Origin of the sequence: Halomonas sp. DN3 (assembly GCF_024137905.1) — a bacterium.
GTDB lineage: Bacteria > Pseudomonadota > Gammaproteobacteria > Pseudomonadales > Halomonadaceae > Halomonas > Halomonas litopenaei.
This window is the reverse complement of the sequence record NZ_CP099965.1, coordinates 2,786,046-2,800,377: the sequence shown is the minus strand read 5'-3', so window position 1 is coordinate 2,800,377 and position 14,332 is coordinate 2,786,046. Positions and strand designations below refer to the sequence as shown.

Below are 14,332 nucleotides of genomic sequence, written 5' to 3'. Positions count from 1 at the left end.
TCCATTGGCGCTTAGGTCCCAAGAGACGTTGCTTCCCTGGCTCGATAGGCTGGGTAGTCCATTTTTCGACCACCGGAACTCTCCTGGTCCGTCAGGGCCAAAGTTGTAGCCGAGAGAGCCTTCGGTGACGATGGCCTGGCCTGCGACATCGTTGAGGCCTCCCGGAATACCATTGGCCAGCCCGTCCTCATCGACGATTGCCTTGGGTGAGTTGGTCGAAGGATTTCCATCGGTTTCAGGCGTGGTCGGATGTCCATTTTCGCCTCCACCGGTGATATCAATATGGCCATCACAGACAACACGATCGCCATCGCCATCTATCGTGATGATAGAAAAGTCGACTTCGCCGGTATCAACACCGATATCGTCTTTGGCGGTGAAGCTCCAGCTACCATTGGGGCTAACACGAAGGACCCCATGAGGCGTCTGAATGTTTTGACCAATTTCGTACCTTTCGGTGCCGCCATGAAGGGTGACATAGGTATCGGCGACACCGTCAGCGCCACCATTTTGGGACCAGGACGCTGAGAGGCTATCTCCCTCTTCCAGGGACAGTGGACTGTCGACGCGGTTGATAGGGGAGTCGTCGTCGACAAGAATCCCCAACCTTGATGTGGCCTCATGGCCCGCCTTGTCCTTGATAGTGTAGGGGAGTGACAAGACAAGGTCGTCTTCTACGCTGTTGATAGGGTGATCTAACGGGCGTAGGAAAGTGACACTATATTCGCCAGAATTCAGGTCGGTAACCTTGGCATGGAAGACGGGCGAGCCATCATCCAGGCGACCGGTAATGGTTTCCCCGCTGGGAGAGACCTGGTATCGCAATGACATGCCAGAGGATGTTACATCCGGGGTGTCACTGGAGTGCCACGAAAAGGCGCCGGTGGTCGCGGGACCATTTGTGCCGAAGTTATAGTTCAACACTCCCGTCGCCTTGCTGGATTCTCCTTCGATATCATTGGGACCTCCAGCAAGGCCGCCGGGCAGTCCGTCCTCATCGACCTTGATCAAGCTGTCGATATTGCAATTGCAATCAGTAGCTTGTACTGATTTTTTGTCTGCATGGCTCTGACTATTGGAGTTTGCCATCTCTCTATGCTCCGCGTTTTAGTGAACATCAATGCAGAGGTACGCTAGTCGATGCGCGGGCTGGCATATAGTGGACAGTTGGGCATGCAAGAAGACTATATCGTGCCGTTTTGAGTTAAACGCGTCACAATCTACCTATGAAAATTAAGAAAAAATATGGGATCGGTGTTTGCTCTATTTTCATTCCTTTTTTTAGTTATTGAATTTCATGGTAAAAAATAGAAGTGAATGGTTTTCAGGTGTCCTATTATTCCTATTCATATTTTTTCACATTACATGTGGTGCCGTTGTTATCCGGAAAAGTGATAGGTCCCGGGGGGGCTGCATCAGACTTTTAATGCTTTCAAATCCATGATATGGGACAGGTGTCGCCACGTGAGGAGGAGGTTGAGGATTGCAAGACCCTCCCTCCTTGGAGTTTTGAGGTTTTTTCAATTAAAAAAGCTTTGCCGAAGCGGTGGCTGCATCGCTGATAGATGCGCCCCACTGAGAGGAAGTGTATTTCTTCAAAAGAGGCTTTATGATGTTGCAGGTTTAAGTGGTAGTAAATGCTTCTCTTGTTGGGTTGGGTTTTTGGTGGGTTGTTAACTGTTGCTCTGAAAGACACCCGGCGATTGCCGGGTGAATGATTTGTAATCAATTTTGGGCAAACGTTGAGTTTTACGTAATCTCGAGTTGCCCGTTGTTGATCAGCTTGTTGATGTAGTCTTCACCACTTCCATTGAAGTCGACGGTTCCGCCTGTCAAGGTGATGGAAAGGTCCGCATTGCTACCATCTGTGTTTATTCCTCCATCGCTCTTTACTGACAGAATGACTTCGCCATCATCGCCTGAGGCGTGAAGATAATCTAGCACGGTATCTTCGGTTGCATCTTGGAGAAGTTCGCCAAGGTCGAGGCGGTCAGCGTTTGCATCGGTCTGCGGATTGCTCTCTCTAAAAGCAAGGACCTTATCGGAATCCGGTGAGGAATCAGTTCCTGAATGACCGACTTGCCAGACGAAGGTATCACCTCCTCTTGCGCCGATCATGGTGTCACTTCCAGTACCCCCAATCAGTACATCGTCGCCGGCATCGCCGAACAGGATATCATCCCCAGCTTCACCCGAGAGTATGTCATTTCCGCCATCCAAGCCACCAATATCACGGATAGCGAAGGCATTATCCCGTATGTACTCGATAATCTGCTGAACGCTAGGTTCTGCTCCGTCGTTTTCGCTCCATTTGAGGAATTCGATGAGACCTTCGTAGCCGAGACCATTATGGCTGTTGGCACCAAAGGTCTCTCCAGTGTCTCCATTTGTCCAGCTCAGGCCATCGGAGTTGATCTTGTCACCGATGATGATGTCATCTCCGGCTCCGCCCGTCAGAATATCGTCCCCAACGGGAAGGTTGACCTCAGTGGAAGAGCCGGTTTGCAGAGCGGCTTCCAACTCGCCAGATGTCGTGATGTTGACGATCTCTCCTGTGGCATGGGTGACGCTTCCACCACTGACGTTGACGGTCGCGGTGCCACTGACGTTGGTGTTGTCAAGCATGCTGAGTATGGTTGCACCGTTGGCAAATGGTTCAACACTGATGCCTTCAAGAACGCTGTATTCAGCAAGATCTTCTGCGGCGAAGATCGCCTGATTGACGGTCTGTGTTGTGGGCTCGTTGCCAGGACCACCAACGCTATCATCGTTGCTCAGGAAGAATGTTGGTACACCATCGGTAACGAGATAGGTCAGGTTCTCGAAATCATCACGTGACTCGGTTTCGAAAAAGTCGATTGCGTCTCGTATACCGGCCTCAGTGTTGGTGCCGAAAGCGACGTTGATGTCGTCCAGGTGGCTTCCCCAGGCGCCGAGGTCGCTTCCGTCGAAGGACAGGAAGTCTTTCGAAGTGGCGGTGCGATTGAAGTCAACGATCCTCAGATTGATAGTACCTGTATGGTCGGCCAGCTGCTCGGCAAAGGTTTTCAATGCTGCACGCGCAATATCGAGTCGTGTCTGGCCACTGGCGGTCGGGTGGGCAGGGCCCATGGTATTGGACGAGTCCAGCACGATAGCGATGTTGTAGTTCTGAGCGGGCTTGATAATGGTGTTAGTACCACCCAAGTCGCCGATCAACACATCGTTGCCATCGTTGGTGCCATTGACGTTATCGGTATTGTCACCGACGGACAGCTCGTCTGGTACTTCGGTCGTCACGGTGGCGGTACTCGTGATGGTGTCGCCATCTTCATCGGTCACCTGATACTCGATGACCGCATTACCGGAGAAGTCTTCGGCGGGGGTAAAGGTCAGGGTTCCGCCGGGATTGATGGTAACGGTCCCGGTGTCGGCACCACCTACCACTGTGGCACCAGTGATATCCCCACCGTCTGCCCCGAGACTGTCGTTACCAAGTACATCGATAGTGACAGCGGAATCGTAAGGTGTCGTGGCGGTATCCGGTGCGGCAACGGGGACATCGTCATCGATGACGACGTTGAGCTGCCCGTCGGCGGTATCTCCGTCACTGTCAGTAACGGTGTAGCCGACATTGAAGTTCAGGTCGTCCTCCACGCCGTCGACGTTGTGTTGCAGTGGTTTGGATAGGGTGACCTGAAATTCCCCTGTCGAAGTATCGAGCATGTCGATGACCAGAACTCGATTGCCATCTTCGTCCAGGCCGACCAGTGAAAGGCCGCTACTGCTCAGGAAGTAGCGAACGTCCTGGCCGTCGGCGGTAGTGGAGGGCAGGCTTGTGGTGTTGGAGTTCCACGAGAAGCCACCGTTGGCCGCGGGACCGTCATCTCCGAAATCGTAGCCAAGGGTGCCGGCCACGACGGTCCGTTCGCCAGCGACATCTCCGGGGCCCCCGGCATTGCCCCCGGGCAGCCCATCTTCATCCAGCACTACCTTGGCCGGGTTCGTGTCAGGATCACCGTCGGTCTCAGGCGTGGTGGGCTGGTCATCGCCTTCATCGACGTTGACGGTGAGCTGTCCTTCGGTGGTGTCACCATCACCGTCGGTGCCGGTGTAGTCGATGTCGGCGTTGCCGCTAAAGTCCGGGTCGGGCACGAAGGTCAAAGTGCCGTCCGGATTGATGGTGACCGTACCCACGTCCGGGCCGCCTTCGACGGTGGCGTCGGTGATGGTGCCGGGGCCGTCGGCGCCATTGTCGTCATTGCCGAGCACATCCACGGTCACCGGGGTATCGTTGTCGGTGTTGACGGTGTCGTCGTTGGCTACCGGAGTGTCATCGTCGACGGTGACCTTGAGGACGCCGGAGGCGCTGTCGCCGTCACTGTCGGTGATGGTGTAACTCACGTCGAAGTTGATGTCGTCCTCGACCTCGGGATTGGAGTGATCCAGCGGCTTGGCCAGCACAACCTTGTAGGTGCCATTGGCGACGTCGGTGAGCTGCACCGAGATCACCCGATCACCGTTGCCGTCGAAGCCCACCAGCGAGCGACCGTTGCCGCTGAGCGTCCAGGTGACCGGGCTGCCATTGGAGGTCAGACTCGGCAGATTGTTGGTGTTCCAGGTGAAGTTGCCCTGTCCGTCATCGCCGAAGTCATAGCCCAGCGAGCCAGTGGCGGCGGTCCGCTCGCCGGCCACATCGTTGATGCCGCCGGCGATACCACCGGGCAGACCGTCCTCGTCGACGATGGCCTTGGCAGGATTGGTGTTCGGATCACCGTCTGTCTCGGGGGTGGTCGGGATGCTGTCGCCACCCTCGGTGATGTTGACATGGCCGTCGCAGGTGATGCTGTCGCCGTCACCGTCGGTGGTGACGATCTGGAAGTCCAGCGAGCCTTCAGCGTCCGGATCCGCGGTAAAGCTCCAGCTGCCGCCGGGGTTCACCGTCAGGATGCCGTTGCCGGTATCGATGGGGCTACCCAGGGGATAGTCGGTATCGTCACCGGGCAGCTTGACGGTGGTATCGGCAACGCCATCGGCACCACCATTCTGGGACCAGCTGCCGGTCACGGTATCGCCCTGATCGATGGAAGCGGGGGTGTTGATGCCATTCGTCGGGGTGTCGTCATCGACATCGACTACCAACCGTGCAGTAGCCTCCACGCCTTGACTATCCTTGAGGATGTAGCGTAAGGCCAGCAGCAGATTGTCCTCGGTTCCCTCGATGGGGTGGTCCAGGGGGCCAAGAAGTTTGATCTTGTAGCTACCCTGCGCGAGGTCGGTCAAGGTGAGTTGCAGGACAGGACTGCCATCCGGGGTACGTGCAGCAAGGGTCTGGCCGCTTGGTGACACTTGATAGGTCAAGGGCTGATCTGCAGAAGTGAGTGGCGGCAAGTCCGCAATGTCCCAGCGGAACGCTCCTGAGCTTGCGGGACCGCTGGCTCCGAAGTTGTAGCCCAGGCTGCCGGTCATGCTGATCGCTTCACCAGCCGCGTCGTTCGGTCCTCCCCGGATTCCGACCGGCAGGCCATCTTCGTCGAGAGCTACCGATGCGCCAGTCTGGCAATCACAGTTTTCTAGCGTTAGGGCCAGGTTGTCGCTGGCGTGTCGCATTGTCGGGTTGGCGCCCATGTCATGGCTCCTTGAGAAGGCCCGTGGAAGGAAGAGGCACAATAAACCTATGCAATGCGAGGGATCTTCGACAGTGTACCTGTGATACAGAAAATGAGAGGTAAGAACGAAATGTGAAAGAGAGTATTAACTAATTGAAGTTGTTGTGATTATTGAGTTTTATGCCAAGATCAGGAGGCGTGTATTTAAAATCTCCTAACGGATTTGTCGTCAATGTCATTCAAAAATTGAACAAATCGGCAAAGACTTGCTGGTGGCTTATGGTCTTGTAATGGGATAGTCCGTTAATCTTTTTCAGCCAAGCAACATGGTGTCGATAAGCAGGATGGGGGCGGGAGCAGCTGTGAGGATGGCGCATCAATGCAGTGACACAAGATAGATCAGAATAGAAGTCCAATCGAGCTGTTGCCGGTAGCGATATTCGGTCTTGTTCGTAGGCGTTTGTGCTGCAACAGGTGCGCCTTGGCGGAGAGTTCTGAGTCGTCCGGACAAGTGGAAAGTTGCTGCAACTCTGGACACTGCAAGGCCAGCTGGGGCAGTCGCTTGAAAGTATCACCCGGCACGAGGCCGGGTGATGGGTCTTTCAGGTCTAGTGCTAGATCGCACTGTGTGGGAAAGGATCACTCCACGTCGAGCTGTCCGTTCTGGATCAGCTGGTTGAGGAAGTCGTCGCTGGAGGCACCGCCCATGCTGACGCCGGTCAGGGTGATCACCTGATCCGCACCTGAGCCGTCGGCGCCGATGCCACCGTCTGACTTGACCGAGATAACGGTGTCGTTGCCGTCCTGGCTGGCGTGCAGGTAGTCCGACACATCGTCTTCGGTGGCGCCGTCGAGCAGGTCCGACAGATCGAGCTTGTCGGCCTCGGGGTTGCTGGCGGTGTTGCCCAGGGTGAAGTCCTTGATGTCGTCCTCTGCGGGGCTGCTGGTGCTGCCTTCGTGACCCGACTCGTAGCGGAAGGTGTCAGAGCCGGGCCCACCCCACAGTTCATCATCGCCGCTACCGCCGATCAGCACATCGTTACCACCGCCGCCGATCAGCACATCGTCGCCACCTCCGCCCTTGAGGGTGTCGTTACCACCGTCGGTGCGGTCTGTGTCCATCAGCTCTTTGTAGTTGTCCTGGACGTAGTCGATGATCTCGGCGTCGGTCGGTGCCTCACCGTTGCCCTCGTTGACCGACCACTTGAGGAACTCGGTCAGACCTTCGTAGTTGAGACCGTCGTGCTCGCCGGCGATGAAGATCTCGCCGGTATCACCATTCTTCCAGCTCAGGTGGTCGGAGCTCACCGTATCACCGAAGATGATGTCGTCGCGGCTGTCACCGGAGAGCTCGTCGTCGCCCAGCGGCGCCTGAAACTCGGTCTCGGTGCCTTCGAACAAGGAGGTTTTAAAGTCACTGGCGGTCAGGACCTTGGTCACGTCGCCGGCTTCATTTGTGACGGAGCCTTGCTTGAAGCGCTCCGTTACGACCTTCACATCTCCAGTATTGGTGTAGAACTGGAGTTGCTTGGCGACGTTGGCTGGCTCATTCACCGATCTTACCGGGTTGCCGATGGCGATCGCCTCCACCTGGGCGATTTCCTTCAATACATCGGCGGCTTCGATCGCCTGCTTCACCGGCAGGGCTTTCGAGAAACCGCCAATAACGACCGGATTACCATTGTTGTCCAGATAGGCGGTGGAGAAGCCATCGGACATGACATAGGCAACATTGTTGAAGTCGTTGTCCAGCGACTCGAAGAACTCTGTGCTCTTGCGAATCCCCGCCTCGGTATTGGTGCCGAAGTCAAATTCAATGCTGTCCAGTTGTGCGTTGAGCGCATCGAGATCCGACACGTCGAGGCCACGGATATCGATGGTGCTGGTGGCATTTTTATTGAATTCAACCAGATTGAAGTTGACCGTGCCCCCGGAGGCGGCAAGCTCGGCGGCGAAGGCCTTGATGGCCTCGACGGCGATATCCAGTCGGCTCGGTCCTGGCCCTGTCGTACCTGAACCATCCGCTTGGTAGCTCATGGTGACAGACGTGTCGAGGATCAAGGAGACGTTGTAGCTGGCTGCCGGGTTTGTGCCGATTTCCGTACCGCCGAGATCACCGATCAGCACATCGTTGCCGGACTGGGTCGCCTTGGTATCGTCGTCGTTGTCGCCGACGAAGAGTTCGTCGTCCGCCTTCTCGAGCGTGACATCGACATTGACCGAGGCAGAGCTGGTATCGCCGTCGGCGTCGGTCAGGGTGTAGTCGATGACCGCGTCGCCCGAGAAATCCAGGTCCGGGGTGAAGGTCACGGTGCCATCGGGGTTGACCACCACGGTGCCGACATCCGGGCCTCCCACCACCGTGGCGCCAGTGACGGTGGCACCGTCGGCGCCGGTGCTGTCGTTGGCCAGTACGTCGATGGTGACCGACGCCGCACTGTCGGTGCTGGTACTGTCGTCGACCGCGACCGGTGTGTCGTCGTCGACAACGACGTTCAACACGCCTTGGGCGGTGTCACCGTCGCTATCGGTGACGGTGTAGCCGACCTCGAATCGCAGGTCGTCCTCGACACCGGCCACCGGATGCTCCAGCGGCTTGGACAGGGTGACGCGATAGTCGCCGGTGGACGGGTCCAGCATGTCGATGGCGATAACCCGGTTGCCATCCTCATCCAGGCCTACCAGTGACAGCTCGTTGCTGCTCAGGAAGTAGCGAATCTCCTGGCCGTCGGCGGTTGTTCCCGGCAGCTTGGTGGTATCCGGCGTCCAGGCGAACCCACCCCCGTTAGCGGCGCCATCGTCACCGAAGTCATAGCCCAGGTTGCCCGAGACGACCCGTGCTTCCCCGGCGACGTCGCCGGGACCACCTGCGGCACCGCCCGGCAGACCGTCTTCATCCAGAACCGCCGTGGCGGGGTTGGTGTCGGGGTCGCCGTCGATTTCCGGAGTCGTCGGCTGGTCATCCTTTTCGCCCACGTTGACGGTGAGCTGTCCTTCGGTGGTATCGCCGTCACCATCGGTGCCGGTGTAGTCGATGACTGCATTGCCGGAGAAGTCCGGGTCGGGCACGAAGGTCAGGGTGCCGTCCGGATTGATGGTGACCGTACCCACGTCCGGGCCACCATCGACAGTAGCGTTGGTGATGGTGCCGGGGCCGTCGGCCCCATTGTCGTCATTACCGAGCACATCCACGGTCACCGGGGTGTCACTGTCGGTGCTGGCGGTGTCGTCGTTGGCCACCGGGGTGTCATCGTCGACGGTGACCTTGAGCACGCCGGAGGCCGCGTCGCCGTCACTGTCGGTGATGGTGTAACCCACGTCGAAGTTGATGTCGTCTTCGACATCGGGATTGGGGTGATCCAGCGGCTTGGCCAGCACCACCTTGTAGGTGCCATCAGCGACGTCGGTGAGTTGCACCGAGATCACGCGATCGCCATTGCCGTCGAAGCCCACCAGCGAGCGACCGTTGCCGCTGAGCGTCCAGGTCACCGGGCTTCCGTTGGAGGTAAGACTCGGCAGATTGTCGGTGTTCCAGGTGAAGCTGCCCTGGCCGTCATCGCCGAAGTCGTAGCCTAGCGAACCGCTGGCGGCGATGGGTTCTCCTGCCACGTCGTTGATACCGCCGGCGATGCCGCCAGGCAGACCGTCCTCGTCGAGTATGGCCTTGGCCGGGGTGGTGTCGGGGTCGTCGTCGGTTTCGGGAGTGGTGGGCTGGTCGTCCTTTTCGCCCACATTGACGGTGAGCTGTCCTTCGGTGGTATCGCCGTCACCGTCGGTACCGGTGTAGTCGATGACCGCATTGCCGGAGAAGTCCGGGTCGGGTACGAAGGTCAGGGTGCCGTCTGGGTTGATGGTCACGGTGCCCACGTCCGGGCCGCCTTCGACGGTGGCGTCGGTGACGGTGCCGGGGCCATCGGCGCCGTTGTCGTCATTGCCGAGCACGTCCACGGTCACCGGGGTGTTGCTGTCGGAGGTGGCGGTGTCGTCATTGGCCACCGGAGTGTCATCGTCGACGGTGACCTTGAGCACGCCGGAGGCCGCGTCGCCGTCACTGTCGGTGATGGTGTAGCCCACGTCGAAGTTGATGTCGTCTTCGACCTCGGGATTGGAGTGATCCAGCGGCTTGGCCAGCACTACCTTGTAGGTGCCGTCAGCGACGTCGGTGAGTTGCACCGAGATCACGCGATCTCCGTTGCCGTCGAAGCCCACCAGCGAGCGACCGTTACCGCTGAGCGTCCAGGTCACCGGGCTGCCATTGGAGGTAAGACTCGGCAGACTGTCGGTGTTCCAGGTGAAGCTGCCTTGGCCGTCGTCGCCGAAGTCATAACCCAGCGAACCGCTGGCGGCGATCGGCTCTCCCGCCACGTCATTGACCCCGCCGGCGATGCCGCCAGGCAGACCATCCTCGTCGACGATGGCCTTGGCCGGATTGGTGTTCGGATCGTTGTCTGTCTCAGGTGTGGTCGGGACGCTGTCGCTGACCTCGGTGATGTTGACATGGCCGTTGCAGGTAATGCTGTCGCCGTCACCGTCGGTGGTGACGATCTGGAAATCCAGCGAGCCTTCAGCGTCCGGGTCTGCTGTAAAGCTCCAGGTGCCGTCCGGATTGACCGTCAGGGTGCCGTTGCCAGTATCGATGGCGGTGCCCAGGGAATAGTCGGCATCATCACCGGGCAGTTTGACAGTGGTATCGGCGATGCCATCGGCGCCACCATCCTGGGACCAGGTGCCGGTGACTGTATCACCCGGTTCCACTTCGCTGGGAGCATCGATGGCGTTCGTCGGAGTGTCATCGTCAATATCCAGAGCCAGTCTGGCGGCGGCTTCGTCCCCATCATCGTCAGTGATGACATAGCGTACGGAAAACACCAGATTATCTTCGGTACCTTCCTTGGGGTGATCCAGCGGACCCAGCAAGGAAACCTTGTAGCTGCCGGTGGCGACGTCGGTCAGCTTGAGGTGAAGAATAGGTGTGCCGTCTGGAGTGCGTGCTGTGAGGGTCTGGCCGCTGGGGGATACCTGATAGGCCAGCGGCTCCCCGCCCGAGCTGAGCTCAGGAAGGCTGGTCGGGTCCCAGCGAAAGGCCCCGGTAGCTGCTGGCCCGTTGGAGCCGAAGCTGTAGCCAAGTACACCGGACCCGGTAATCGCCTGGCCGGATACGTCTTGAGGCCCGCCAGCGATGCCATCTGGCAGTCCGTCCTCGTCCAGGATCGTCAGGGCGCTAACCGCACAGTCACATTCCACCGCCAGCAAGGCGGCAAGTGTTGAATAGGTTTGTGTCATGCCATTGTCAGAATTCATCGTGATTTCCTTGCTCTTTTATCGTCGCAGAGGACGTGGCAAGTTAAACCTATTCAAGGTTTAGGTGCTCTGACATTGTACTCATGGGCTAGGTTTTAAGAATTGCATGGATGTTTTTCGTATTGGCATAAAGTTCTGTTTTTTGGGGTTTAAATAGAAATTTAGATGCCGCTTTTCGATAGTTTTTGATTTTTTTAATGTTTCGTATGAATCTTTATGCCTGTATTTTAGTCAGAGGTTTTCGTCTTTTTTGTAAGGTTTATCTGATGGTGTTTATAACAAAAGGGGATGGTCTGATGCGTTAAATAAAGATGCATTTAGTGATGCCGTGTTGTCAGACTGGTTGAATCGCTCCCGGTTTCGTGGCGTACCTCATCCACTGGCTCTACCGGCGTGTCTACAGGTTGGGATCCCCCCGCGTGACTGTCCTCCGTGAGTCAGAGAAAGCCGCCACTGGCCGCATGGCCGGTGATAAGGGATAATGCGTGCCTCGTTGTCTCCACCGCTTCCTTTGCTCAGCAGGTCGTATGTCCTTCTTTCACCATCTCGATGAACGTACCCCCCTCAAGGGTCGTCTGGCGCTCAGCGTCGAGTACGACGGTACCCACTATTGCGGTTGGCAGCGGCTCAAGCACGCCCCGTCGGTGCAGGGGGCGGTGGAGAAGGCGCTGGCCAAGGTGGCGGGTGTGCCGATCACGTTGCATTGCAGCGGACGCACCGACTCAGGCGTGCACGCGACCCGCCAGATCGCCCACTTCGACCCGCCGGTGGAGCGTTCCGAAAAGGCCTGGGTGTTCGGCGGCAACGCCAACCTTCCCCGGGATGTGGCGATTCGCTGGATTCGCGAGGTGCCCGACGAATTCCACGCCCGCTTCAAGGCGTTGGGCCGGCGCTATCGCTACGTCATCCTCAACCAGCCGAGTCGCCCGGTGCTGGAGCGTGCCAACGCCACCTGGTGCCGCGACCCGCTGGATGCCGACGCCATGCACGAGGCCGCCCAGGCGCTGGTCGGCGAGCACGATTTCTCGAGTTTTCGTGCCGCCGGCTGTCAGTCGAAGACGCCCTGGCGCCACCTGCACTTTATCGAGGTACACCGCCACGGCCCGCTGGTGGTGGTGGACCTTCAGGCCAACGCCTTCCTGCACCATATGGTGCGCAACATCGTCGGCGCGCTGGTGACGGTGGGGCGGGGTGAGCAGGGCACCGACTACATCGCGAGACTGATGGCACTCAAGGATCGCAAGCAGAGCGACGTGACGGCGCCAGGCTGCGGGTTGCACTTCGTCGACACCCTGTACGACCCCGAGTGGCAACTGCCCGCCGAACCATTGGGGCCGAATCTGCTGGCTTTCCTGGGGGAGTGGACGGGTGAGCGCCCGCTGCCGGACTGCCCCATGGTGGAGTTTCGCCGCGGACGTCCGATCGCCGAGACGCGCAGGGCGGTGCGTGCCGAAGAGCTCGCCGACGCTTCGGCGGCACACGCCGCGGACAAGGAGTCCTGATGATCGCTTCCGCGCACCGTACCCGCGTCAAGTTCTGCGGCTTTACCCGCGAAGAGGATATCGACGCCGCCGTGGCGTTGGGCGCCGATGCCTTGGGCTTTGTGCTGTGGCCCGGCAGCAAGCGAGCGGTCAGCCTGGAGCGGCTGGCCGAACTCGCGGCGCGGGTGCCGGCCTTCGTCACCCGGGTGGGGCTGTTCGTCGATGCCGACGACGAGACCATCGAAAGGGCACTGCCGTGTCTCGACCTGCTGCAGTTTCACGGCAGCGAGAGCGCCGAGGCCTGTGAGCGCTTTGCGCGCCCTTATATCAAGGCGCTGAGAATGCGCGACGGCCTCGATCTGCACGAGGCTGAACGCACCTACGCCGGCGCCCAGGCACTGCTGCTGGACGCCTATCGCCCAGGCGTGCCAGGCGGCACCGGTGACACCTTCGACTGGTCGCGCATCCCGTCGTCGCTGGCAAAACCTGTTATCCTCGCCGGTGGCCTGTCGGCGGACAACGCCGCCGAAGCGATTGACCGGGTGAGGCCCTTTGCCCTCGACGTCTCCGGGGGCATCGAAAGCGCGCCGGGCGCCAAGGATGCAGAGCGCATGCAGGCCTTTATGCGCGCCGTGGGGCAGGGCGACGCCCGCCGCTGAAGCGGCAGCAGGCCCCATGCCCGGTGGCGACCGACCATCACCGACCTTTCATTCAGCCAGTTTATCCGCAAGGAGTCCGACGTGAGCAAGTTCAGTGAACTGACCCAATGGCCTGACGCTCGGGGGCACTATGGGGCCTACGGAGGTCGCTTTGTCTCGGAAACCTTGAGTTTTGCGCTGGACGATCTGAGCCGCACCTACGAAAGCCTCAAGGACGATCCCGACTTTCAGGCCGAATTTGACCATGACCTGGCGCACTACGTCGGTCGGCCGTCGCCGCTCTATCACGCCCGGCGCTGGTCTTCGCAGCTTGGCGGTGCCCAGATCTGGCTGAAGCGCGAGGATCTCAATCACACCGGCGCCCACAAGGTGAACAACACCATCGGCCAGGCACTGCTGGCCAAGAAGAGTGGCAAGCCCCGGGTGATCGCCGAAACCGGCGCCGGCCAGCATGGCGTGGCGACCGCCACCGTGGCGGCGCGGCTGGGCCTGCGCTGTGACGTCTATATGGGCGAGGCCGATACCGAGCGTCAGAAGCTCAACGTCTATCGCATGCGCCTGCTGGGGGCCAACGTCATTCCGGTGACTTCCGGCACCCGTACGCTCAAGGATGCCATGAACGAGGCGCTGCGCGACTGGGTCACCAACGTCGACGATACCTTCTACATCATCGGCACCGTGGCGGGGCCGCATCCCTATCCGCAACTGGTGCGTGACTTCAACGCGGTGGTCGGCCGTGAAGCGCGGCGCCAGTCGCTCGAGCAGTTCGGCAAGCTGCCTGACGCGCTGATCGCCTGCGTCGGCGGTGGCTCCAACGCCATGGGGCTGTTCTATCCCTTCGTCGAAGACGACGGCGTCGAGATGTATGGCGTCGAAGCCGGTGGTGACGGAGTCGAGACCGGCCGTCACGCCGCGCCCCTGGCGTCTGGCGCGCCCCGCGGCGTGCTTCACGGCAACCGCACCTACCTGATGTCCGACGAGGGTGGCCAGGTCAGCGATACCCACTCGATCTCGGCGGGCCTCGACTACCCCGGTGTCGGACCCGAACACGCACTGTGGAAGGACGTCGGCCGGGTCAACTACGTGGCCGCCAACGACGACGCCGTGCTCGAGGCCTTCCGTGAGCTGACCCACGTCGAGGGCATCATGCCGGCGCTGGAATCGGCCCACGCCCTGGCCCACGCCAAGGTGCTGGCGCCGACCCTGTCCCCGGACCAGAACATCGTGGTCAACCTGTCCGGGCGTGGCGACAAGGACATCCTCACCGTTGCCAAGATCGACGGAATCGACCTGTAGGAGCTAG

General features: G+C 59.4%; 6 protein-coding genes. 4 read left to right on the top strand and 2 right to left on the bottom strand.

Features of this window, described 5'->3' with window-relative positions; all coding sequences use genetic code 11:
* The first annotated feature begins 249 nt into the window (after positions 1-249).
* Entirely contained in the window at positions 250-528 is a 279-nt protein-coding gene (locus NKF27_RS12125; protein WP_253551889.1) for a hypothetical protein, read from the top strand.
* Between the two features lie 1,221 nt (positions 529-1,749).
* Here NKF27_RS12125 and NKF27_RS12120 read toward each other — a convergent pair.
* The gene (locus NKF27_RS12120) at positions 1,750-5,607 is read right to left on the bottom strand and encodes a tandem-95 repeat protein (protein WP_253551887.1); all 3,858 of its coding nucleotides are present in this window, start codon (positions 5,605-5,607) and stop codon (positions 1,750-1,752) included.
* Positions 5,608-6,227: 620 nt separating this feature from the next.
* Positions 6,228-10,889: a tandem-95 repeat protein gene (locus NKF27_RS12115; protein ID WP_253551886.1), complete on the bottom strand. Its 4,662-nt coding sequence runs from the start codon at positions 10,887-10,889 to the stop codon at positions 6,228-6,230.
* Positions 10,890-11,416: 527 nt separating this feature from the next.
* Between NKF27_RS12115 and truA the strand changes: the two genes are divergently transcribed.
* From truA to trpB, 3 genes are all read left to right on the top strand, one after another.
* The gene (truA, locus tag NKF27_RS12110) at positions 11,417-12,391 is read left to right on the top strand and encodes a tRNA pseudouridine(38-40) synthase TruA (protein WP_253551884.1); all 975 of its coding nucleotides are present in this window, start codon (positions 11,417-11,419) and stop codon (positions 12,389-12,391) included.
* Positions 12,391-13,029, top strand: coding sequence for a phosphoribosylanthranilate isomerase (locus NKF27_RS12105; RefSeq protein ID WP_253551882.1), 639 nt, complete (start codon positions 12,391-12,393; stop codon positions 13,027-13,029). Before truA ends, NKF27_RS12105 begins: the two co-directional genes overlap by 1 nt.
* Before the next feature lie 81 nt (positions 13,030-13,110).
* Positions 13,111-14,325, top strand: coding sequence for a tryptophan synthase subunit beta (trpB, locus tag NKF27_RS12100; protein WP_253551880.1), 1,215 nt, complete (start codon positions 13,111-13,113; stop codon positions 14,323-14,325).
* Positions 14,326-14,332: the final 7 nt, after the last annotated feature.

Bases quoted from the DNA above. Each gene is read 5' to 3' on its own strand.
- NKF27_RS12125 (WP_253551889.1), top strand. From the start codon at position 250: ATGTCCATTTTCGCCTCCACCGGTGATATCAATATGGCCATCACAGAC.
- NKF27_RS12120 (WP_253551887.1), bottom strand. From the start codon at position 5,607: ATGGGCGCCAACCCGACAATGCGACACGCCAGCGACAACCTGGCCCTA.
- NKF27_RS12115 (WP_253551886.1), bottom strand. From the start codon at position 10,889: ATGAATTCTGACAATGGCATGACACAAACCTATTCAACACTTGCCGCC.
- truA (WP_253551884.1), top strand. From the start codon at position 11,417: ATGTCCTTCTTTCACCATCTCGATGAACGTACCCCCCTCAAGGGTCGT.
- NKF27_RS12105 (WP_253551882.1), top strand. From the start codon at position 12,391: ATGATCGCTTCCGCGCACCGTACCCGCGTCAAGTTCTGCGGCTTTACC.